This is a genomic window from Flagellimonas algicida (assembly GCF_049629585.1).
Taxonomy (GTDB): Bacteria; Bacteroidota; Bacteroidia; order Flavobacteriales; family Flavobacteriaceae; genus Flagellimonas.
The window spans coordinates 273702-296943 of sequence record NZ_JBMYIX010000003.1 but is presented as its reverse complement, the minus strand read 5'-3'; the positions used below and the strand labels follow the sequence as shown (position 1 = coordinate 296943).

At 44.7% G+C, this 23242-nt stretch carries 14 protein-coding genes; 3 read left to right on the top strand and 11 right to left on the bottom strand.

Features of this window, described 5'->3' with window-relative positions:
* Positions 1 to 206: 206 nt before the first annotated feature.
* The 3 genes from ACPD8L_RS15120 to ACPD8L_RS15110 form a co-directional block, all read right to left on the bottom strand.
* On the bottom strand, positions 207 to 1763 hold the full coding sequence (locus tag ACPD8L_RS15120) for a purple acid phosphatase family protein (RefSeq protein ID WP_423944268.1): 1557 nt from the start codon (positions 1761 to 1763) through the stop codon (positions 207 to 209).
* Between the two features lie 250 nt (positions 1764 to 2013).
* Complete coding sequence (locus ACPD8L_RS15115) at positions 2014 to 3462, bottom strand: hypothetical protein (RefSeq protein WP_147300825.1); 1449 nt, start codon at positions 3460 to 3462, stop codon at positions 2014 to 2016.
* 17 nt (positions 3463 to 3479) lie between these two features.
* Complete coding sequence (locus ACPD8L_RS15110; RefSeq protein ID WP_293303062.1) at positions 3480 to 6293, bottom strand: TonB-dependent receptor plug domain-containing protein; 2814 nt, start codon at positions 6291 to 6293, stop codon at positions 3480 to 3482.
* Positions 6294 to 6812: 519 nt separating this feature from the next.
* Here ACPD8L_RS15110 and ACPD8L_RS15105 point away from each other — a divergent pair.
* Positions 6813 to 8066, top strand: coding sequence for an NRAMP family divalent metal transporter (locus ACPD8L_RS15105; protein ID WP_423944265.1), 1254 nt, complete (start codon positions 6813 to 6815; stop codon positions 8064 to 8066).
* A gap of 1 nt (position 8067) precedes the next feature.
* On the opposite strand, the gene ACPD8L_RS15100 is transcribed toward ACPD8L_RS15105, so the two are convergent.
* From ACPD8L_RS15100 to ACPD8L_RS15070, 7 genes are all read right to left on the bottom strand, one after another.
* Positions 8068 to 10014: an OmpA family protein gene (locus ACPD8L_RS15100; protein ID WP_423944262.1), complete on the bottom strand. Its 1947-nt coding sequence runs from the start codon at positions 10012 to 10014 to the stop codon at positions 8068 to 8070.
* A 1-nt stretch (position 10015) separates the two neighbouring features.
* Complete coding sequence (locus ACPD8L_RS15095; RefSeq protein WP_116217257.1) at positions 10016 to 11014, bottom strand: PorP/SprF family type IX secretion system membrane protein; 999 nt, start codon at positions 11012 to 11014, stop codon at positions 10016 to 10018.
* An 8-nt stretch (positions 11015 to 11022) separates the two neighbouring features.
* Positions 11023 to 14871: a Calx-beta domain-containing protein gene (locus ACPD8L_RS15090; RefSeq protein WP_423944258.1), complete on the bottom strand. Its 3849-nt coding sequence runs from the start codon at positions 14869 to 14871 to the stop codon at positions 11023 to 11025.
* Positions 14872 to 15025: 154 nt separating this feature from the next.
* Positions 15026 to 15907 carry an ACP S-malonyltransferase gene (gene fabD / locus ACPD8L_RS15085; protein ID WP_421810858.1) on the bottom strand — a complete coding sequence of 294 codons (882 nt, stop codon included), beginning with the start codon at positions 15905 to 15907 and terminating at the stop codon, positions 15026 to 15028.
* A 77-nt stretch (positions 15908 to 15984) separates the two neighbouring features.
* Positions 15985 to 16494 carry a gamma carbonic anhydrase family protein gene (locus ACPD8L_RS15080; RefSeq protein WP_116217665.1) on the bottom strand — a complete coding sequence of 170 codons (510 nt, stop codon included), beginning with the start codon at positions 16492 to 16494 and terminating at the stop codon, positions 15985 to 15987.
* A 296-nt stretch (positions 16495 to 16790) separates the two neighbouring features.
* Positions 16791 to 17522, bottom strand: coding sequence for a LytR/AlgR family response regulator transcription factor (locus ACPD8L_RS15075; protein ID WP_116217254.1), 732 nt, complete (start codon positions 17520 to 17522; stop codon positions 16791 to 16793).
* Positions 17522 to 19738 (bottom strand): tetratricopeptide repeat-containing sensor histidine kinase, encoded by a 2217-nt coding sequence (locus tag ACPD8L_RS15070; protein WP_423944254.1) that lies wholly within the window; start codon positions 19736 to 19738, stop codon positions 17522 to 17524. Before ACPD8L_RS15070 ends, ACPD8L_RS15075 begins: the two co-directional genes overlap by 1 nt.
* A gap of 208 nt (positions 19739 to 19946) precedes the next feature.
* Here ACPD8L_RS15070 and ACPD8L_RS15065 point away from each other — a divergent pair, with 208 nt between their 5' ends.
* The gene (locus ACPD8L_RS15065; RefSeq protein ID WP_421810856.1) at positions 19947 to 21116 is read left to right on the top strand and encodes a VWA domain-containing protein; all 1170 of its coding nucleotides are present in this window, start codon (positions 19947 to 19949) and stop codon (positions 21114 to 21116) included.
* An 87-nt stretch (positions 21117 to 21203) separates the two neighbouring features.
* Here the strand turns inward: ACPD8L_RS15065 and ACPD8L_RS15060 are convergent, their stop codons facing one another.
* Entirely contained in the window at positions 21204 to 22199 is a 996-nt protein-coding gene (locus tag ACPD8L_RS15060; protein WP_116217251.1) for a PorP/SprF family type IX secretion system membrane protein, read from the bottom strand.
* Between the two features lie 129 nt (positions 22200 to 22328).
* On the opposite strand from ACPD8L_RS15060, the gene ACPD8L_RS15055 reads away from it, so the two are divergent.
* On the top strand, positions 22329 to 23225 hold the full coding sequence (locus ACPD8L_RS15055) for a NifU family protein (RefSeq protein WP_423944251.1): 897 nt from the start codon (positions 22329 to 22331) through the stop codon (positions 23223 to 23225).
* Positions 23226 to 23242: the final 17 nt, after the last annotated feature.

Genomic DNA, 23242 nt, shown 5'->3' with positions numbered 1-23242 from the left:
GTTTATTGAATTTCACTATTTAACGTACCGCCTCGAGTACAGAAATCCCTTTTAACTTACTGGTTATTAGGGATTTTTATTTTAGCCACACACAATCGTTATAGCCTATCATTAAAGTTATGGTCTATTTGGATTCGGGTAGGAACAATGCCTCCAGAATTGTACCCATTGTCTTTTTCAAAAGTAACCTGACTTAAAAAATCAAATCAATCCAAAATTGTTCCGTTGACGTCCAACGAGAGTTCTTTCCTCTCCTCTCCTTTGTCCAATCGGACCTTATATCCGGTAAAATCCTTATCGTTGACGAATGTCACCCGTGACACTTGAAATCCAGGGTATTTTGACAATACCAATTGCTCCAATTCTTTCGGCAGGGGATCTTGGTAAGGGATGGTGTTGGAAAATCTCCGCTCCGCAATGGCCTCATTGTTTCTTTCCACAAACTCATTGGGCAAACCTTCTTTTTTAACCAAATCGAACGCATCATACAATTCCCCAATAGCCGTATACGATTCAAAGGATAATCTATTATCCTCAATGGTGATTACTTGGAACAATTGGGTGTTTTCCGCGGCCCGATCTCTTTCAGCATCATACCCTTCCCATGCGTTTTTACGCAAGCCGTACATTTTACCACCACTTACGGAAACCACATATACCGTTCCTGTCTTGTCGCGCATATTTACCCCATCCAAAACATTCTCATTGGGAGAGACCCTACCCCGGGCGTAACTATGATCGTGACCCTGTAGGACAAGATCAACCTTATGCTTGTCAAAAATGGGTTTCATCAACTCTCGCCATTCTTTATTGTCCCTGCCATCCGAGGCAGAAAACAAGGGATGGTGAAAGGTAACCACCTTCCACTCCTTATCTGTTTCAGAAAGTACCTTATCTACCCACTCGGCTTGTTTTTGATGATCTGTATTGCTGTTCAACCCAATGATTCTCATGTTCTGATAATCCATATAATAGGCTGTTTCCTCCAATCCTTCCGGGCCATTTTTTGGAAGTGTAAATTGATGTTCCCATTGTACGGACAGGCTCCTTTCAGTAGCTTCGGGACCTAAATTCCGATATTCGTGGTTTCCTGGAATTGGAAAAGCACCGATGGAGGCGTGAATCCACCCGCCTGCATCAAACCATTCCTGCCATTGCTGCTCGTTATGGGCATTGTTCACCAAATCCCCGGCATGAACAATAAATTTTGCATCTGGAGCTTTTTTATAGCCTTCCCTAATCAAGCGCGACCATAGTTCCAGGATAAAGTTTTGCGTATCCCCAACATATAAAAATGAAAACTTGTCCTTACTTTCCTCCGGCGCTGTCTTGAATTGAATCCATTCACTCCATCGCTTGCCATCCCCGACACGATAGGCATAGGTGGTGTTACTTTGTAAGTCCGTAAACCATACCGAATGGTAATTTGCCAATACTTCGGCCTCATCGATATTTGTAGCATCAAAAGTGTTGGTAACCGCTTTTATGGTTTGTGCGTTCCGCCAAAATTTAGGAGCGGCGGTTGCTATTGCAACCTCGGCATAGGCCGCGTCTATTTCAGCTGTAGTACGCCAAGTAACACTGGCCGATTTTGCAGGGTCTTCACCATAGGAAAGGACAATTCTATCAGGATGTTTTGTGGGCTTACGCCATTCCAAATCAAACTCAGGAGCCTTATAGGTGCGGGGCAGTTCTTGCCCCAAACCCGTATTCATCACCACAAGTCCAAAAAGTAAGATTATTCGTTTAAGTTTTATTGCCATAACAAGGTGCATTTATTCTTTTTAAAAACACATAGGATATGCAACCCAGATGCAGCCTATACATGGTTGTATCTCCTGCAATAAAATAAACAAACTAAGTGGAACCGACCATCCTTCTTAAGGTTAAGTTTTGGTCAATATTTTTCTATTTTGACCTTGGTCGAAATTGATTTTCAATCCGTGCTTTCGCAAACAAAAAATGGCCAGTTAAAACTGGCCACTTTCTGAGCTATATCAAATAATAGATATATTAATGGAAAGGCAATACAAATTCTGAAGACTTATTAGCCACCAAAATTTCGTTTACATTTACCGCAGTGGTTGCCACTCCGGTTCCTGCATCATAAGTAATTGCATCCAATTGGGTCTTGATCGCATCAATAAATGGAGGAATCAAGGCAACTGTTCCCAAGTCACCATCAGAAATATTTTCATTCTGCAACACTTCATTCTCATCAACAATCAGTTTCAATCCCATATCCACAAAACGAAGTCCTTCGGCAATGAATACCTCTTGTCTTGTTCTGTACAACAACTCCAAACCAGCATCATCAGCAGTAAGGCCTGCAATTTCACCAGCCGTCAAAGAAGTTCCTGAAACAGAAGGAACATCCACATCTCCACTCTGTCTGTCCAATACAAGTCCTGCACGACCATTTACAACCACAGTTGCATTGTCTGGTCTAGAACCAGGGGTATCCTCGGTTCTTCCCTCAATGGCATCATCAACGCTTCTTACTTCACGGGTTGCAATCAACTCCAAAAGTTCAGTAAGGTTAGCTTGCGCAGCAGGCACATTGCTATCCGCCAAATTGGCTTCGGCCAAAATCAATAGGGCTTCCTCTGCCTTCAGATAGTGAATGGGAGCATCCTCTTCATCAGAAAGGTAGGAGTACTTGGGATCCAAGAAATCCAAGGTGGGCAGTGGCTGCAAATCGTCAAAGGTTCCCCTTTGGTACAATGCATCCTCGAACCTATTGTCAGACTGTGTTCCATTTGGCACCAAATCAGGAGCAGCCGCATCATATCTAACGGTATTATCAAACGTTCTGCTAATGGCCAAGGCATTATTGGCAGCAGCTACCGCAGCAGCTTTATTGCCCAAATAATAATTGGCCCTTGCTTTTGCCAAGTGATATTTGGTTTCGCTACCATTTAAGCCAATGGCAATATCAAACTGCGCAATGGCATCCTGATAATGTTGTGCAGATGCTACCATTGGGCCTAGTGGCTCCTGTGGTAACGCTGGAAAATACATGGCAGAGTATAGATAGGCCATTCCCAAGTAAAAATTGTAATCTGCCTCAATGGCTGTTGTATACTCGGAATCGGCGGGTCCTACGGTCTCCAACCCAAAAATGGCCATTTCACGAAGACGTGCCACTTCACGGGTAGCATCCCTAAGGTCTGGATCGGCAGGTTGAAACTCCAAATTGTCCAAAAACTGGTTAAAGAAAGTTTCGGTGTTCACATAATTGTCCGAACCCAATTCGGCCAATACCAACATCTCGTTGTATACAAAACCCATATTTCTTTCTATTCCGCTTAACCAAATAGCAGAAGAATTCGGCTGTCCAACAACGGATTGCTCAGAAAGCGTGGGGTTCTCCACATCGGTGAAATCCACTACGCTACTTAAGTCATCAGTACAGTTCAGTAAAGAGAGTGCTGCGACTGTTATTAAAACTATTTTTTTCATATCCTTTTTTTATTCGATTAAAACTGAAATCTTAGGGAGCTCATGAAAATCCTTGGGGCAGATTCGGTTCCATACGCAAATCCACCACTAGCGAACCCATTCTGTGCTGTAATACCTGAACCTGTTGCTTCTGGGTCAAAGTCCCCAGCGGTCCAGTTAAATGGATTTGTCACAGTAACACCAAACTTAACGCTTGAGAAAGGCTTAAGAACATCCCCAAAATTATAGGAAGCACCAATGTTTCTGATCTTGAAGAAATCGTTATCAAAAACAAAGTAGTTTACATAGTTGAAAGGACTGGTAGTTCCCACCAAATCCTCTGGGATACCTGTATTATCAACTCCACCCAAATGTCTTAGCAAGAAGCTCAAATCCGTGATCTTACCTCCGTATTGATAGTCACCGGAGACAAAGAAATTGACCTTATCCTTCCAAGAATAGTTCAAGTTGATGGTACCAAATTTAGGAGCAAATGTTTTACCCAAAGCACTGTTGGTCTCAAAACTGTAGGAACCATCATCCTGACGAATGGCAGCGGTACCCCTAAGGAAACCAAGGCTTTCCCCTTCAGCAACAACAGATCCCAAAACGTTGAATCCACCAACTACGAATGGTGCTGCACCACCGGTATCCACAACATTGTTTTCGTTGGTGTTGTAAGACACGGTCAAGTCCAATTGATGTTCTGGAGTTTGAAGCACGAATGCCCTCATTTCAAATTCCCAACCTTTGTTTTCCACTTCACCAATGTTGGCAATTTGGTTCTGAGATCCTTCAGATGGTGGCTTTACAGGAGTAAACAGTGCATCTTCGGTGATTGATTTATAACGCGTTCCGCTAAAGTTCAAGCGATTGCCAAAGAATCCAAGCTCAACCCCAAATTCTGTGGTTTTAACGGTTTCAGAAATCAAGTCATCGTTCCCTGGGTTTGCAAAAGAAAATGCAGGAACACCCAAGTACGGGCTTAACTCAAAGGTTTTATCCTGAGAAAAAGGACGGGCAAAGTTTGTAGCCTCACCATAGTTTCCTCTCAACTTCACAGTGGATATAATATCACTGATACCACTGTCCCTGTAAAAGTCATGGTCAGACACGTTATAGGTTAAACCTACTTTAGGCAACAACAAAGGTTTGGTGTTGGCACCAGCAGAGGTGTTTTTATCCAATCTTCCACCAAATTCCAAGAAAGCTACATCATATATACCAAGGTTTTCCAAGAAATACAATCCGTAGTTGGCATTCTCCAATACATAATCCGAAGCGGATTGGGTTGGGAAGAAGTCAATCTTTCTTGTTCCATCAACACCTCCCGATCCATCCAATCGGTTTTGTCTATCCGTAGTCCTGAAAAACTGTCCACCCAAGATGGTCACGAAAGAAAAGTTATCCGTTTCGGCCCTATGGGTCAAGTTCAAATCACCGGTAACCACAAAATTGTTTCGGATCACCCTGGCCAATTCAGCTTGGTCAGTTGTTCCAGGAGCAACCACGCCAATGGCCACTTGAAAGGCATTGGATTGCAAGTTCTCCTGAGTTGTGGTCCTGTAATCAATACCTACTGTTGCATTGGCCTGAATAGAGCTGCTAATGTCGTAGGTGAATTTATTGGATCCCGTAAACCTGCTGGTCCTACTGGTAATGTCCACAAGGGAGCCTACCTCATCGGAATTGGCAAGTACTGCCGCCCATTCTGCATCGGTCATTGCATCCAAGTCCCCAAAGGAACCTCCTTCAAAGTTACCGAAACGTGAGAAGCTCGTGTTGGCATTGTAATCCAAATTGGAATCAAAGCTCACATAAGAGAATGAACCTTGGTACTTGAAGTTGTCCGTTACGTTGGCCGTATAACCAAAAGTAAAGGTTCTTCTTACCTGCTCATTAAGCTTGTTGAAACCGTCATCCTTGTAAAGACTTCCTCCGAAGTTGTACGAGAATTTCTCTGAACCTCCACTGAACCCTACGCGGTATTCTTGTGAGAATCCAGGAGCAAAAAGAGCTTCAGCGGTCCTATCATACTTTAAAAAATCTTCGGTTCCCTTGATCACACCCAAACGGCTTTCAAAAAAGGCAGTAGATCTTCCAGCCTTACCCTTTTTAGTAATGATCTGGATTACACCGTTTGCAGCATCCGCTCCATACAGCGTAGTAGCGGCACCACCTTTAATGTACTCGATCCTTTCAATGGACTCCACTGGGATATCGGCAAGTGCAGAAACGTTGGCTCCCCCTGTATCAAGTCCAAGACTTGGGTTGGAGTTCAAATTATCCACACGCACACCGTCAACAATAACAACGGGAGTAGACGAGCTAGCCGCCGAAATAGGTCCTCTTGTCCTAATGATAGAGGCCGTACCCGGCTGACCAGAACTCATACGGATCTGGGCACTGGGAGCAGTTGCCTGCAACATTTGGTCAATCTGGTTGGAAGGAAGTCTATCGATATCCTCAGAATCCAACACGTCCACGGTAGTAGATAGCTTTCTTTTGGCTATCCCGGAACCTTGACCCGTTACAATAACTTCTGCCAAAGCTTGGGCATCATCCTCCATTTGTACATTAATGGTACTGGACGCCCCAATAGTTCTTTGAACACTTTTTTGGCCAAGATAGCTAAACCTCAACACCTGTCCCTCACTGGCAGCGATGACATAGTTGCCATCAAAATCTGTCTGTGTTCCATTAGTGGTACCGACCACTACAATGGAAACACCTGGAAGGGGCAGATCGTTTTGGTCAGTTACATTTCCTGTAACTGTTTTCTCTTGCCCAAAAGAAAAAGACATACACAGCACCAGGAATGGCGCTGCAATCCACATCAACTTGGTTTTCATTTAATGATTTTTTTGAATTAGTCTGCAAAAATCCGCATAATTGGTCAATATTCCAAAAAAATGTAATATTATTCGATTTATTTTGAAATAAAATATTTACCGTAAAATGTTGATTTTTACTACAGTAGATGTAATACTTTAACACAATAGGTAGATGTGTTAAAATTTAGAGGGAAGGTGATCAAAACCCAAATTTTGGGCCATAATCCATCCTTTTAACATTTACCGTGTGCTGTGGCACACTAAGAAAAATATGTTGTGTGTTGTTTTTGAACGCCAGACTGTCACTATTGGCGTTTTTAGGGAAAATACCTTGGAAAAATTCCCTTACCTCTTGCTTTAAGGTCCTGCAAAGATACTACAGCATAGCGCCATTGCCAAATAATTTCAAGTCGGCATCAAGTTTTTAACATTCCCCATTTGAACCGACACACATAAAAAACTCTACATGAGACATTTATAGATTCTTTCCCGAAATGTTAAATTGTAGTACATTAGACCAATGCACATTACCATTACATGACAAAACCAAAATCGTTACTCAAGGCCTTGGGACCGGGACTATTGTTTGCCAGCATGGCCATAGGAACCTCCCATTTGGTGCTTTCCACTAAGGCCGGCGCCCAATATGGATGGATCATGGTCATCCCCATCCTTTTAGCCAATATCTTAAAGTATCCTTTTTTTGAATTTGGCATTCGGTATACCACGGTCACCGAAAAAAGTTTAGTGGAAGGGTATTTAAATTTGGGAAAAACATATCTGTGGGTCTATGCCTTTGTGACCCTTATTTCCACTTTCACGGTATTGGCTGCATTGTATGTGGTGACCGCTGGGCTGTTCATGAACCTTTTTGCCATTACCAGTCTGGGCGCAGGAACCATCTCACTATGCCTTTTTGTATTTATAAGCCTTTTATTGATTGTTGGGAAGTATCGTTTTTTGGAAAATTCGCTTAAGGCAGTCATTTCAATTTTGTTTGTCGCCTTATTGGTCACCACAGCACTGGTTCTGGACAAGGGTCCCGTACCCGAATCCCAATCCTACCTGCGCCCCGAAATATTCAATGAGGCCGGTGTTCTTTTCTTAATCGGATTGATGGGATGGATGCCCACTGCCGTGGAGGCCTCCGGCTGGGTAAGCCTTTGGGGAATGGAAAACCTCAAGACCATGAAAGAAAAGCCAACATTGAAACTAGCGCTCCAAGAGTTCAATGTAGGCTATTTTTTAACTGCCCTATTGGCCGTTTTCTTTTTGATCATTGGCTGGATGACACTCTACGGCACGGGAACCGAACTTAGTGGAAGCGCCGTGGTCTTTGCCGATCAAGTGGTAAGCTTGTTCACGACACACATTGGTAATTGGGCCTATCTCTTTATTGCCGTGGCCGCATTTGCCACAATGTTCAGCACATGCATGACCGCCCACGATGCCATTTCACGCGTGAGCCTTGATGTACTTGAAAAACTGTTCCCCAAAAAGGGATCTCTAAAAAGTAAAAATGCCTTTGCCGTTATGGTCCTTTGCATGGCATTGGTCAATTGGGTGGTAATCACACTTTTTGGCGCCAATATGGGTCATTTAGTGGCCTTGGCCACTTTTGTATCCTTTGTGCTAGCTCCTTTACTGGGATGGATGAACCTAAAAACTGTTATGGGCAAGGACATTCCAGAACCTTATAAGCCTAAAATAGGGCTACAGGCACTCACTTATTCGGGCATAGTCTTTCTATCCCTTTTTGCACTTTATTATTGCTGGATGCTATTGATGTAAACTACTCGTAGAGCACATTATCGTTGAGTACCACTATCAATGATCGTTGGTTCTGCTGATGCAGCATCTCCAAACAGAACACCCCGTTGGTACAATTGTTCAGGATTTTATCCTCGCCATATCCAATGGAATACAAAATATTGGTAGCGGGCACTCCATGCTCCACCAAATATTTTTTGATGGCATCCGAGCGCGCTTGGGTCAGCCTAAAATTGGTAGTACTCCCTCCCCTACTATCGGTGTACGTCTCTATACGCAACTGGACTGCCGGGAATTTTTCAACAAAATCCACAACCTTGTCCAACTCCGGTGTTATTCCCGGTGTTAATTGTGTTTCCCCTTTGTTAAAATAGAATTTATTCAGTTTTACCACTTTCTGACCTTCCCTATCTTCTACCAAATCATCATAAAACGCCACCTCAATGGGGAATGATGCATTCTCCAGACTCGCTAGATCATCTTCCGTGAAACGCTTGGAAAATTTGGAATAGCGCTCTTTTGAGGACTCCAATACCACCTCATCTTGCCAAGGAACCTCCAATCTATAGCTTCCATCTTCATCCGAGTACGTTTCAGCAAGCAACTTGCCCTCCTTATCCAATACCCTTACCGCAACCTTTTCCACTGTACTTGAAGGATTGTATGATTTCACCACTTCCCCTTTGAAGGTCAGGGTCTTTAAGCCCGGTTTCTCATCGACTTTAAAACCGTACAAATCATCCTTACCCTTTCCTCCTGCCCTATTTGAAGCGAAATAGCCCAACAATCCATCCCCATCATTTCGCATGATAAGTCCAAAATCATCCTTTGGAGAATTTATACCACTCCCCAGATTAATGGGAATACCAAAACCATCTTCCTCCACGTTGGATTTGTAAATATCCATTCCACCCAGACCATAAAACACATCCGAGGCAAAGTAAAAGCTATCCTCAAAGACAAAGGGAGCTATCTCATTCCCTGGAGAGTTGATCCTGGGACCCAAATTAATGGGTGCAGACATGATCTGCCCATTGTTCGTGTATACAAAATAAAGGTCGGTACCTCCGTATCCGTTATCAAAATTAGCCGAAAAATAGAGCTTACCGCTATCCGCATCATAAAACGGATAGTAAAACGAAGTACTTAAATCCTTCAACAATAACTGAAAAGTCCCTCCTATGGCCTGCTTGCCAATAGCCAAGGCATTTTTCCCATTTTTATCAAAGCTGAGTTCCCCTTCTTGGGTATTGGAGAGTACGTATAAAATGCTATTGAGCTTTTCCGAATAAAATGGGGTAGCTTTATGATAATTGGAGCTTGGCACCCCAGAAAAGGGCTGCACAGCGGAAATCTGACCATCCGACCCCAATTTAGACTGGTAGATATTGAAATACCCTTCATTTCCCGGCGCATAGGTGTTACGCTTGTTCAGGGTCCGCCCACTGGAAAACAGTAATTGATCTTTGTAAAAGGTAGGAGCAAAATCGGTTTGCGGACTATTCCCCATCAAATTGAATATCTGATAATTCAATTCTGGACCAGCGGAGTCGTTTTCCAATAATTGCTCATTGAACTCCATGTTTTCCCAAAGCTCTTTTTGAAAACGGGACGACATGGTAGCCAAAAATGCGGTGTTTCTTTCCTTATCCGCTGTTTCGGATAGACTTTGGAGCATTTTATTCAGATGGTGCCCACTCATCAAGGTATCCTTTTTGAAGAGTTCCAAATAGGCATCGGCCGCCTTTTCAAATTTATTGGTCTGGAAATAGGAGTCCGCCAAATTCAAAAACTGCTGTTCCGTGAGGGTTCCGGCCGCTTTTTCTGCCTCATAGGCATATACGGCCTTTTGATATTCGTATTGAAAAAAGAGGTCATCCCCTCTGGACTTCTTTTTTTGGGCAAAGCAGAAAGCCATCCCTAAAAAAAAGACGACTAGTAGCGGAAGTGTTTTATTTAATCGGTCCATATTAGAAAAATCTAGGGGAATCTATCTGCTTACCTTTGTTTTTTGAGTCCTTTACTTTTCCTTTTTTTGACTTGGAGCCGCCAGAACCAAAACCACCCCTGCCTATGTAAAACTTAAGAATGGCCTCATGGGACCCTCCACTGTATTCACTCAATCCATTAGTGTTGTAATCGTAAGAATACCCTATGAACATGGCGTTGGAAATCTGAAATCCGGCCAGACCACTCACAGCATTGTCAAATCGGTATGAGGCACCAATGGTAAGGGCATCTATAAATTGAAAATTGGCCGAAAGGTTAACATTCACAGGAGAGCCTTTTAAGTAATTTACCAAAAAAGCCGGTTTAAATTTGGTCCTCTCCGCCAATTGAAAAACGTATCCGCCAATGGCATTGAACTGCATATTATCTTCCACTAGGGTAGCCACCTCATCATTGTACAAACCACTGGTGAGGAAATTGGGTGCCGATAGCCCCAAATACCAATCTTCTTCATGATACATAAAAAGTCCGGCCCCTACGGTCGGATAAAAGCTATTGTAGTTCTCCCCCAAAATGGAAGGATCCGATCCATTTTGGAACGAACCTTTTGAATAATCGATATCCAACATGGAACCTCCCGCATTGATCCCAAAAGACAATTTGGTGTCATCGGATAGATTGATCTGGTAAGAATAAGAAGCCTCTATATAGGTTTGATTGGAGGGACCCAGTTCATCGTTCACCACATTAAGCCCCAAACCCATTTTTTCATTGGACAACGGCACATTTACCCCAAACCGGATAGTAGTAGGGGCTCCGGGAATATCAACCCATTGGGCCCTGTACAAACCAATTACCTCGGGACTTTCCACCGTACCTACATACGCAGGGTTAAAACTGCCAATATTGTACATGTACTGGGTGTATTGTGGTTCTTTTTGAGCCTGCATATGGCCCATCCCCATCAAAACCATGCAGAATATTGCCGTAAATGTCCGTAAACCAATCGTATCTGGCATCTTTGTCTTTATCTTATGATCTGTATCCACCCTTTAACAACCTCGGCCCCATCTCCATGGAGATCCAATATATAGAAATAGGTCCCTTTGGGCACAGCTCCATTTTTACCTGTTCCATCCCACGAACTATCATATCCATCCATAGCGAACACACTGTTCCCGTAGCGGTCGAATATTTCCAATCGGTTATTGGTGTAATCACCATTGGGATCCACAAACTTCAATCTATCGTTGACCCCATCATTATTGGGCGAAAATATGGTGCAAAGGGTTCCTGGGTCTGTACATTGGTCCCTTCCCACTGTTACCGATACCGTTGCCGTGTTATTGTTGGTCACGTCATCCACAGGTAGCGAAGAGGTCAGCACTGCTGTATTTGAAAAAGTTCCCAGTTCAGTTACCCTAACCGTGATTTCCAATGTTGCGGTTGCTACATCGGACGCTAAATCTGGTATAGTCCATTCCCCTGTATTAGGGTCGTAGGTTCCCAAAGTTGCATCATCCCCTACATACTCAAAAGCTTCATCCAACAGATCGGTCACCACAATATCCAAAACCCTATCCATGGTGGTATTCTCCAACGTAATGGTGAAAGTGATGATATCATCCAATAACGGACCCACATTGTCCACTTCCTTGGTCAACACCAAATCTATATCCGCATTGGCAAAACAATCCTCCACGGTAACGGTCACCTGGACGGAACTATTTTCGCAGGGTCCAGCCGGACCAGTGGTGGTATATTCAAACACATAATCCCCAATGGCCAAATTGGCAAAGTCCACAACATTTCCTGCCCCAATGGCAACGCTGCCGTTGGAAGGATCGGTAATCACAGCCCAAGTCCCGGCATCCGCACCACTCAGGGTATCATCCAAATCAATGCTATTGGGCCCATCCTCACTCTCCGAATTACAAGCCACCGTATCTGTTGCCGTACCTGGGGAAGGGGCATCCAAAACGGTTGCTATCACTTCTATCCGTTCGGTGGTACATCCATTGGCTGTGGCTTCCACATAAAAGGAAGTGGTTTCCGAGATGGAAGGCGTAATAAAAACCCCTCCTGTATCCAGTGCCGTACCCCCTGTGGGTACATCGTACCAGCTTAACACGCCACTGTCCGAACTTGCGGTCAAGGTCAATGTTCCCTCCCCACAACGTTCATCCCCAGTGGGATCAATGATCACCGGAATGGGAAAATTGGTGAGGGTAACGGTAAGTATTGGACTGGCACATGCGTTTACTTCATCATAGAAAAATCCGAAATACTGTGCAGCACTGCTCACCATACTGTTTCGATGTCCGTCAGTTTGATTGGGGTCTGGGTTGGTACTCCACGTCAAGGTGCTGCCCACAGGGGCAACATTGGTCACATAATCGTTCAAATCCACCAGAAAGTCCCCGCAAAATACGGTAGGTTCCGTTGCATCCAGCACTGGGGCACCACCTCCGGCATTACATACCGAAGTATCCTTATCCGATGTGTCCTCGGCAGCCACCCCGGTCCCATTGACATTGGTAAGGGTTACACTGAGGGTCACCAAGCCATCAGCCAGACTACTCAAATCAATGTTGGCTATATTATCTGTAGGCGTAGCAATGGTTCCAGAACCATTTACCGGTGTGCCCCCACCATCACTGGTAAAGGTATAGTCATAATCTGCCCCAACTTCGGCTCCTGCAAAGGTAAAGTTGATGGACGTTTGGTTGTCAAAATTGATGATACTTTGATCTATGGTCGCTGTATATCCTGATGGGACAGCGGTGTATTTAACTGCCGTATCCGTGGTGGGAGGGCCTTCCGTACCCAGAAGATTACTCACTACGACTGAAAGGGTAACAACCCCATCCGGCAAACTGCTTACGTCTATATTAGATACCGTTTGATTCATAAAACTAAGGGCACCACTCCCCGTTACCGTACTCACGTTTCCATCCCCACTACTGCTGAAAGAAAACTCATAGGTCGTTGAAAAAGCAGGTAAGTTGGTCATGGTAAAACTTACCGCTGTTTCATTGGTTATGTTGATGGGGTCTTGGTTGATGGTCAAGGTATAGCCGTCAGGTGGGGTATTGTCTTCACTCACCAAAGTTACCGTATCGCTATTAGGTGCCCCAACGGTATAACCAGCTCCAGCCACCAAGGTAACGACTATTGTTTCATCCGCCTCAATTTCTGTATCGTCTATGGGTGTAACCGTAATGATCCCGTTCTGTTGTCCATTAATAATATCGACACTTCCGGAAAGCGTTGCGTAGTCACTTCCTGGAGTTGCCGTACCTCCCACATTATAGTCCACTGTGATGGGTGAGCCTGTATTGTTCACCCCTCCAATATTCACCGTAAAAGCTCCAGGGTCCAGTCCCTGTTCTTCGGCAGTATCATCACTTGCCGTGATGGTGGCCACTGCCGTATCATCGTTGGTGATGGTCCCTGTAGCAGGAGACCCCGAAACCGCTACTCCACCATTGGATGGCACACCCAAATTCACCGTAAAGGTCTCATCCAATTCAATGATGGTATCATCGGTTATAGGCACTATTATATCCTGTGTCTCCGAGGCATTACCCACAAAGGTTAATGTATTTGGAGTATTGTCATAGTCCGTACCCCCGGCGGTACCATTGGTAAAGCTATAGGCCACTTGGGTACCTCCAGCAACCACATTGTCCAAAGTCACGGTAAAGACCAGGTTACCTCCAACAACATCTTCTGCAACACTTTCATTTGTTATGGTCAGGGTAGCGGAGTCGTCATTCGTAAACGAACTGTTCCCCACAGCCGTGCTTATGTTCGCATTAGCGCTCGCATTGCTCAACGTGACGCTCACAGGCTCGTCCGATTCCACCACTGTGTCGCCGTTCGTGGTCACACTCACCGTCTGGGTCAGTGTCACGGTGCCAGCCAAAAAAGTGAGCGTGCCAGTGTCCGTGTCCTCGTTCCCGCCGCTTATCAAATAGTCAACCGTGATGTCCGCCAAGGGGTCCGAGGCATCTATGGTCACAGTGAAGTCGATCGTGCTCACTCCCGGACCGTTACCCTCCGCAACGGGAGCGGGACTGTCTATGCTGATGTCGGAAATGTCGTCGTCCGTAAAGGAACTGTTCCCCACAGCCGTGCTTATGTTCGCATTAGCGCTCGCATTGCTCAACGTGACGCTCACAGGCTCGTCCGATTCCACCACCGTGTCGCCGTTCGTGGTCACACTCACCGTCTGGGTCAGTGTCACGGTGCCAGCCAAAAAAGTGAGCGTGCCAGTGTCCGTGTCCTCGTTCCCGCCGCTTATCTCATAATCAACCGTAATGGAGTTGTCAGGGTCCGATTGGTCGATGCTGACAGTGAAGTCGATCGTGCTCACTCCCGGACCGTTACCCTCCGCAACGGGAGCGGGACTGTCTATACTGATGTCGGAAATGTCGTCGTCCGTAAAGGAACTGTTCCCCACAGCCGTGCTTATGTTCGCATTAGCGCTCGCATTGCTCAACGTGACGCTCACAGGCTCGTCCGATTCCACCACCGTGTCGCCGTTCGTGGTCACACTCACCGTCTGGGTCAGTGTGGCCGTATTGGCCAAGAACGTAAGGGTTCCAGTGTCCGTGTCCTCGTTACCGCCGCTTATCTCATAATCAACCGTAATGTCCGCCACGGGGTCCGAGGCATCTATGGTCACAGTGAAGTCGATAGTGCTCACTCCGGGACCGTCGCCCTCCAAAACAGGGGCCGGACTGTCTATACTGATGTCGGATTGCCCAAACCCAACACCTATACCAAAAAACAGAAAAGCCCAGAACAGGATGTTTATCCGGCTTGGGCCAGCACAAAGAAATAATGAGGTCTTTTTACAGAAAGATAGCATCAGCTTTTCTATGAGTTTCAGTTTCGTTCCTTTACTTTTTCAGGTTGGTTTTTGGGAATATCAATATTACTAAAAAAGCTCAGAACGCCACAACTTTACGGTTTAAATCTATGTTTCTTGGTTGAAATACAACTGCTTTGAAAAAAACAGGTTTTTACACCGCTGCGGATGCCGTTTCTGCATCTGGACTTATCTTTTTCACCAGTCCTTGTAAAACCTTGCCCGGACCTACTTCCACGAAGGTTTTTGCCCCATCTTCAACCATTTGCTGTACACTTTGGGTCCACTTGACGGGAGCGGTCAATTGCAGAATCAGGTTTTTCTTGATTTCATCAGCGTTGGATACCGCTGTTGTCGTCACATTTTGATATATGGGGCAGCTGGGAGTGCCAAACTGCGTTGCTTCTATGGCCGCGGCCAACTCTTCCCTTGCGGGCTCCATCAATGGGGAGTGGAACGCCCCTCCTACGGGCAACAACAATGCTCTTCTTGCTCCTGCTTCCTTTAATTTTTCACAGGCTATGTTGACGGCATCCACCTCTCCGGAAATGACCAATTGTCCGGGGCAATTGTAGTTGGCGGGAACTACCACACCATCGACCTCAGCACAGATTTTCTCCACAATACCGTCTTCCAATCCCAATACAGCTGCCATGGTGCTAGGCTTTAATTCGCATGCTTTTTGCATGGCCAAGGCTCTTTGCGATACTAATTTCAATCCGTCCTCAAAGGTTAGGGTTCCATTGGCTACCAAAGCCGAGAATTCCCCCAAGGAATGCCCTGCCACCATATCGGGCTTGAAGCTATCTCCAAGTACCTTGCTCAAAATAACGGAATGCAAGAAAATAGCAGGTTGGGTCACCTTGGTCTGTTTCAGGTCCTCGGGAGTGCCCTCAAACATGATATCGGTAATGGAAAAACCTAAAATTCCATTGGCTTTCTCAAAAAGTTCTTGTGCAGTGGAGTGGTTTTCGTAGAGGTCCAACCCCATTCCTACAAATTGTGCGCCCTGTCCTGGAAAAATATATGCGTTCATAGTGTTCTTTTATTGTGAGTGGCACAAAAATAGGGATATTTTGGAATGTTGAATGGCAAGGGAGCTTCAATAACAAACTATTTGAACCAACTGGAATACGTAACATAGTTATTGGCGATTCGGTCAATTTCTCCCGATTGGAGTTCAGGACTGATATCCTTTATCTTCCGGGCCGGCATTCCTGCATAAATGCTTCCTTCCTCCACATGTGTTCCCTTGGTCACCACGGCCCCAGCCGCTATAATGGAGTTGCTCCCAACCACACAATCATCCATAATGATACTGCCCATGCCCACCAATACATTGTCTTTCAAAGTACAACCATGCACTATGGCATTATGCCCAATGGACACATTATTGCCTATGGTGGTCGGGGATTTTTGATAGGTGCAATGGATCACGGCCCCATCTTGCACATTGACCTTATCGCCCATTTTAATGAAGTGTACATCGCCACGTACTACCGCATTGAACCATATACTGCACTGGTCTCCCATAGTAACTTCCCCTACAATGGTGGCATTTTCCGCAATAAAACAGTCCTTTCCAATTTGAGGGGTTTTTCCCCTAACGGATTTCAATATCATTTTTTCGGTGTTAGTCATACAAATTACGTTCTTTTCATGGATAAAAACATCTCCACTACGCTCGATGTGACATTCCGTACTTCACTAAAGGATTTGTATTTCTTCCCATAGTCCAGAATCTCTTTCTAGGTCCGACACGAATTGCACAAATTTTCTCGAATGCTCTATGTCCTAAGCGTACAGTGAAGGAGTAGTGAGAAATCTGTTGATTGGGATTTCTCAATCGCTTTACTCATGTCGAAATGACGATTTGCCTACTTTGTTTCGTGCTTAGACTTGAGCTTTTCTATGTCCTTTTATTGAAAATAGGATAAAAGTTCCGCCTTTTTGGATGCGGACACGGAGAGTTCCTTGCCATTGGACAGCACCACACTTCCTCCTTTTCCCTTTTTGTATTTGATCACTTCGGTAACGTTGACCAAATAGGATTTGTGTATCCGCGCAAAGGGATAGGCCTGAAGGGCTTCCTCAAAATATTTCAGGGTCTTGCTGACCACAATTTTTTTCTGCTCCAGATAGATTTCGGTATAGTTGTCATCGGCTTTGCAGAAATAAATATCGCCCACCTCCAGTACTTGAAATCCATCTTGTTGCGGCAAGGTGATTTTCCCCTCCGCCTTCATCGATTTGGCCTGAAGGACCTGGCCTTCCAATGCCATTTCCTTTTCTTTGATCGTCCTTACGTAATCCACCGCTTTGATGAGCTCATCAATATTAATGGGCTTCATTAAATAATAGGCCGCATGCTGATTTAGGGCATCCATGGCATATTGGTTATACGCCGTCACAAAAATGGTTTCAAAAGTACGCTCCGGGATTTGCTCCAATAGATCAAAGGCATTGCCAAAGGGCATTTCCACATCCAAGAAGACCAAATCGGGCCCATGTTTTTTGATGAGTGCCAGCCCTTCCTCTATATTGGCGGCCTCACCCAACAGCTTGACGCCAGAGCAATACTTTACCAAATAATTCCGAAGGATTTCCCGGCTATTCGCCTCGTCTTCCACTATGATCGTGCGTAGTTCCATCAATCTTTTTTAAGCTTTAGGGACACTCTTGTGCCGGTTTGATCTTCATTGAGGTCGGTAATGGAAACCTCTACCTTGTTCTTGTACATATCGTTTAGGATATGGATTCGTTTTTTGATATTGCCCATTCCCTTGGATTTCTGCTTCTTCTGATTACTGGTCTTCAACTCCGCAGATTTTTTGCGCCCAATTCCATTATCCTCAATGATGATTTCCAGCAGGTCGTTGGTGTGCTGTTGTACTAGAATTTTCAGAAACCCCTTATCTTCCCTGTAACGCAATCCGTGCCAGATGGCATTTTCTATATAGGGCTGTAACAACATGGGCGGAATCTGAAAGGCTTCCACATCCACTTTTTTATCGACCTCTATTTCATAATCGAACTTATCCAAGAAGCGGGAATGCTCCAATTTCACATATAGTTCCAACAATTCCAGTTCCTTGGACAATGGAATAAAGTCTTCTTCCGAATTTTCGAGCACACTGCGCATCAATACCGAAAACTCACTCAAAAACCGATTGGCGCTACGCTCATCACTCTTGGCGATGTAATTGTTCACCGAATTCAGTGCATTGAAGATAAAATGGGGGTTCATTTGGGTGCGAAGCGATTTCAAGGCCAAAAGGTTGTTGGCCAATTTCTGCTGCCTATTGCTCCGATAGTACAAAAATGCGGTCAAGGCCATGAGCAAAATCCCAAAAGCCAAGGAATAAATGATCCATTTTTGTCGTTTACTGGTTTCTTCATAGAGCTGCTGTTCGGTAACGGCCAGACTGTACTTGCTCTGACTGAGTTCCCGTTCCTGCTCCAAACTGGAAATACGATTCTGGGTATTGGCAATCTCCCGATTGAACCGAGCCGCCCTTGAAATCTCCTGTTCTTTTCTGATGTACAGACTGTCCACGACAGCCACATAATCTTGATACGACTCCAAGGCTCTAGAGAAATCCCCTTTGTACTTATAGACTTCCGACAGTTTACGGGTAGCGTCCTTTTGCACCACCAAATCGTCATCCTCATCCGCTTCCACAATACTCCGTTCCAGATAGGGAATAGCTTCATCCAACTTATCCTGGGCAATATAGGCATTGGCAATTTTATAATTGATGCGCTGGGAGGTAATGGTATCCGAATTGGGCATTACAAACCCTGAAGATGCCATTGCCGGTTGTTGGGGCAGTTGCTCCAATTCGTTCAGGCTTTTTTTGCGCAATTGGATCTCATCTTCATACCGACTTTTTTGGTTGTAGAAATCGGCAACTTTTTCGCTTTCCTGGATGGATCGTTCCGGAGCCACTTTCTTTGAAAGGTTCAAGGAATTCCGATAAAATCCTTCCGCTTCAATGGTACGATCTTGACTGGCAAAGGCATCGGCCATTTTGGAATTCAGGTCGATGACTTTTGGTGATATCTGGTTTTTTTCCGCAATTTGAAGCCCTTCCCTATAAAACTCCTGGGCTTTCTTCAAGTTGGAGAGGCCTTTATAGCTATCACCAAGGGCTTCATAAAGTTCCACTCGCTGATAGGGCACCACACTTTTTACATCCAATAATGGAGTGAGGGTGGATTCCGCATTTTCATATTCCCCATTCAAAATATAGGCCTTCCCGAGTAACAACTTGGTCTTACTGGTCTCTCTGGCCGCAAGGGCATCCTTAAAATTGGCAATGGCCAGATCATATTGTTTGTGGAACATGTAGATTTCCCCAAGAGTTGACAATGAGACCGACAATTCTTGTTTGTTCCCTTGACTTCCCAAAGGTGCTATGGAGCGGGCAATAAAATCAATACTTTTTTCCAGATCGGTGCGTTTGTAAAAGTTGGCGGAATCCAACAACTGTTTATGGTCTGCCGCTGCACCATAGCTCATACGGTTCCTTTTTTCTTTTTTTTCGGCCGTTGCACCTTCATAATCCTCAACCAGAACATCCACATCCTCATTGGACCGTATTCGGTATCGTACCGTTTCAAACTCCGGGCTTTCAAAAATCAACATATCCCCAATGGCAGCCTTTATCTTGAATTCCCCCAAACCATTGGTGGTGGCATGGTTTCCTTTGTCCGTTGAAATCTGGACCCCGGAAATTGGTGTATAGTTTTCCTTTCCCCGTACAGAACCTTCAATTTCTATCACCGACTGCCCCGTATTGGTTTGCGAGAAACCCATAAAGGACATCATCAGAAAAAGAAAGAATATGTATATGTTCTTGATCATAGAGGTTACATCTGTTCAGTAAACTTACTTCATCCCAAGCGTATTAAAAAATGGGGATTACCACAAAAACCACTTCAAATGGCACTATTTTGCCGTTTTACCAATCCATCCCCTCCCTTCACTCATTACAAACACCATTTCCCTCATTTGCGATTTTTCCTGAAAAATGTTGCGGGTACTTTTAGCCCATCATTTAAAACATTGCATCATGAAACATTTGAAAAATCTATTGGGAATAACATTTAGCCTACTCATAACAGCAACGTCATACGGATGCGACCTGAAGGCGAAGGAACCTACGAGCACCGCCTTGACCACCAAGTCGGTCACTGAAAAACCAAGCAAACAATATGTAAAGATTGCCCTGCTCTTGGATACCAGCAATAGCATGGATGGTCTTATCAACCAAGCCAAGGCACAATTGTGGGACATTGTGAACGAATTTACCCATGCCAAGTGCGGGAACGACTCCCGACCCCTATTGAAAATTTCCTTGTATGAATATGGAAATGATAATTTATCGGCACGCGAAGGATACATCAGACAGGTTTTGGGCTTCAGTTCCGACTTGGATGAAATCTCGGAAAAACTGTTTTCGTTGACCACCAATGGCGGTGAGGAATTTTGCGGGCAGGTCATTCAAACCTCATTGAGACAATTGGATTGGGGCAAAAATGCCGATGACCTAAAAATGATCTTTATTGCCGGAAACGAACCTTTCACCCAAGGAAAATTAAATTACAGGGATGCGGCCACCAATGCCAAGGAGAACGATGTCATTGTAAACACCATTTTCTGTGGCAATTACGAACAAGGTATCTCCACCATGTGGAAGAGTGGGGCCACACTGACAGGCGGAGAGTACATGGCCATTGACCACAACAAACAAATCGTGCACATAGACACTCCTTATGACGACATCATCATCAAACTCAACTCCAAATTGAACAAGACCTACATCTCATATGGCGCCTTGGGAAGACAAAAAAAGGCCATGCAATCCATGCAGGACAGTAATGCTGCCGAAATGGAGGCCGCGGTTGCCGTAAAACGGTCCGTAAGCAAGAGTTCAAGGCTCTACAAAAACTCCAATTGGGATTTGGTCGATGCCGTGGAAGAGGATGAAGTAGTACTTTCGGAACTGGATGCCGAGGATCTCCCCGAAGAGCTTCAAGAAAAATCGGAGAGTGAGATCAACACCTACATCAAAGAAAAAAAGGAAGAACGCGAAGCGATCCAAAAACAGATACAGGAACTCAATGCCAAGCGCGAGGCCTATATTGCCCAAAACCAAAAAGAAGAAACCGGCGAACTGGAAAATGCGCTTTTGTCCGCTATCAAGACCCAAGCGGCAAAGAAAAACTACAAGTGGGATTAATTAAATTCTTGAGCAATTGTCACATCGAGCGCAGTCGAGATGCCTTTAAAAAGTTCTCGACTGTGCTCGAACTGACATAAAGACTTATTAATTATTGGCCGCGGGACAATAACAATCATATCGCTTGCCCTGGTCGCTCTGTCCAAAATCGTATCCCAAGGTAATCTGGTGAAAGCCCCCATTATCAAAACGGATGTCCCCAGATTGGTAGGAATAATTATAGGAAAACATAAAATTGTTCACATTGACCCCAATAATGGGCGTGAACAACTGCAGTCGTTGCTCTGCAAAACCGCCATTGGACTGATACTGTGCACCATCAAAACTTCTTCTGTACGATAAACCACCCCAAACGGTTCCAAAACTCACATCCCTATACACTTTGGCATTGAGGTCCACAGTTTTTTCTTTGGTAAAATCGGTCATTTGAAACAAAATGGAAGGCTCAATTCGGGTCGTTCTACCAAAAACATATCCCACGGAGAACAAATACCTCCTCAAATTGTCAAATTCGGCAGCACTGTATAGATCCCGACCGCTTCCCAAAACGTTCAAGATAGCGGCATGGGCGTAAAATTCAAGAAAATTGTAAGACGCCCCTAAATCCACATTAAAGTAACTGGTCGTATTTTTCACCCCAGTGATTACGGGGTCAGGGAATACCGACCTGAATTCCGTTTCGTCCAAACTACTCAGTATCACCCCGGCACTCAGTCCAAAAGATAATTGGTTCAGGGTCCTGAAGTCACCCGCCAATTGCAAGTGGTGGGCATACGTGGCCTTAAATCCGGTTTGGGAATGATATCCATTGGAATCATTGAAAAGAATCCCTCCAATACCACTTCGCTCCCCTACCCTGGAGTTGATGCTCAATGTCTGTAAATTGGGTGCTTCGTCCACACTGAACCATTGCTTTCTGGCCGTCAGACGTACTTTGGTCCCTTCGGCAATTCCAGCCATGGATGGATATACCAAATAGTAATTGTCCGACAAATAATCGAAATAAACCGGAATTCCTTCCTGCGCCTTGGCAAATAGCCCAAAAAACAGGGTTAATATCGTTGAGGTTATGTAGCGTCTCATGTGACGGTTGGGGCTATAGTGGTTGTGTTGTAACTGCAATTAAACATTTAGATAACGATTTGCCGGGTACATTATTATAATATTTTGCTACGCATTCCAACTATTGGTATTTTTGCACAAAGATTCGCCATGAAAGAATATAACATTACCGTTGTTGCCACAAACAATCCAAAGATCATAAAATTGGAAGCCAATCATTTTTTGGCCAAGGGCAATTATGAATATAAAAACATTGACGAGGCCAAGAACTCCCCCTTGGCCCAGCAACTCTTCTATCTACCCTTCATCAAGACCGTTTACATCTCTGGAAACTTTATCGCGCTGGAACGGTTTGACATTGTGGAATGGGACGATGTTAAGGACGAGGTGGCCCAGCAATTGGTGGAATACCTCAACGCAGGGGAACCTGTGGTCCATGAAGATATTGCACAGAAAAAAGAACCCGTTACCGTATACGCCGAGGTGACCCCCAACCCAGCCGTGATGAAATTTGTGGCCAATAAGCGTATTGTTCCAGCGGTTTACGAGTTCAAGAACATTGATGAGGCCAAGGACTCGCCATTGGCACAGGAACTTTTCCATTTTCCTTTCGTTAAAGAGGTCTTTTTTGATGAAAACTATGTTTCCATCTCAAAATACGACATGGCCGAATGGGAAGAACTCACCATGCAGTTGCGTGAATTTATCCGGGATTTTTTAGCTGATGGAAAGGAAGTGGTTTCCGCGGAAGCCCTCCAAAAGAGCAAGGAATCCACCGAGCAGGCCTCAACCCAGACCCAGTATGATGACACCTCGCAACAGATCATTGATATTTTGGAAGAATATGTAAAACCTGCCGTGGCCAGTGACGGGGGAAATATTCTGTTCCAATCCTACGAAGCGGAAAGCAAAACCGTGAATGTGATCTTACAGGGCGCCTGTAGTGGTTGTCCCTCATCTACCTTTACCCTAAAGAATGGTATTGAGACCATGCTCAAGAACATGATGGGTGACAAAATCCATGAGGTAGTGGCCCTCAATGGCTGATTTTAAGATTCGTTTCT

What these genes read in the sequence shown, in the direction of transcription:
- ACPD8L_RS15120 (WP_423944268.1), bottom strand. Translation starts at nt 1,763, where the DNA reads ATGGCAATAAAACTTAAACGAATAATCTTACTTTTTGGACTTGTGGTG.
- ACPD8L_RS15115 (WP_147300825.1), bottom strand. Translation starts at nt 3,462, where the DNA reads ATGAAAAAAATAGTTTTAATAACAGTCGCAGCACTCTCTTTACTGAAC.
- ACPD8L_RS15110 (WP_293303062.1), bottom strand. Translation starts at nt 6,293, where the DNA reads ATGAAAACCAAGTTGATGTGGATTGCAGCGCCATTCCTGGTGCTGTGT.
- ACPD8L_RS15105 (WP_423944265.1), top strand. Translation starts at nt 6,813, where the DNA reads ATGACAAAACCAAAATCGTTACTCAAGGCCTTGGGACCGGGACTATTG.
- ACPD8L_RS15100 (WP_423944262.1), bottom strand. Translation starts at nt 10,014, where the DNA reads ATGGACCGATTAAATAAAACACTTCCGCTACTAGTCGTCTTTTTTTTA.
- ACPD8L_RS15095 (WP_116217257.1), bottom strand. Translation starts at nt 11,014, where the DNA reads ATGCCAGATACGATTGGTTTACGGACATTTACGGCAATATTCTGCATG.
- ACPD8L_RS15090 (WP_423944258.1), bottom strand. Translation starts at nt 14,871, where the DNA reads ATGCTATCTTTCTGTAAAAAGACCTCATTATTTCTTTGTGCTGGCCCA.
- fabD (WP_421810858.1), bottom strand. Translation starts at nt 15,907, where the DNA reads ATGAACGCATATATTTTTCCAGGACAGGGCGCACAATTTGTAGGAATG.
- ACPD8L_RS15080 (WP_116217665.1), bottom strand. Translation starts at nt 16,494, where the DNA reads ATGATATTGAAATCCGTTAGGGGAAAAACCCCTCAAATTGGAAAGGAC.
- ACPD8L_RS15075 (WP_116217254.1), bottom strand. Translation starts at nt 17,522, where the DNA reads ATGGAACTACGCACGATCATAGTGGAAGACGAGGCGAATAGCCGGGAA.
- ACPD8L_RS15070 (WP_423944254.1), bottom strand. Translation starts at nt 19,738, where the DNA reads ATGATCAAGAACATATACATATTCTTTCTTTTTCTGATGATGTCCTTT.
- ACPD8L_RS15065 (WP_421810856.1), top strand. Translation starts at nt 19,947, where the DNA reads ATGAAACATTTGAAAAATCTATTGGGAATAACATTTAGCCTACTCATA.
- ACPD8L_RS15060 (WP_116217251.1), bottom strand. Translation starts at nt 22,199, where the DNA reads ATGAGACGCTACATAACCTCAACGATATTAACCCTGTTTTTTGGGCTA.
- ACPD8L_RS15055 (WP_423944251.1), top strand. Translation starts at nt 22,329, where the DNA reads ATGAAAGAATATAACATTACCGTTGTTGCCACAAACAATCCAAAGATC.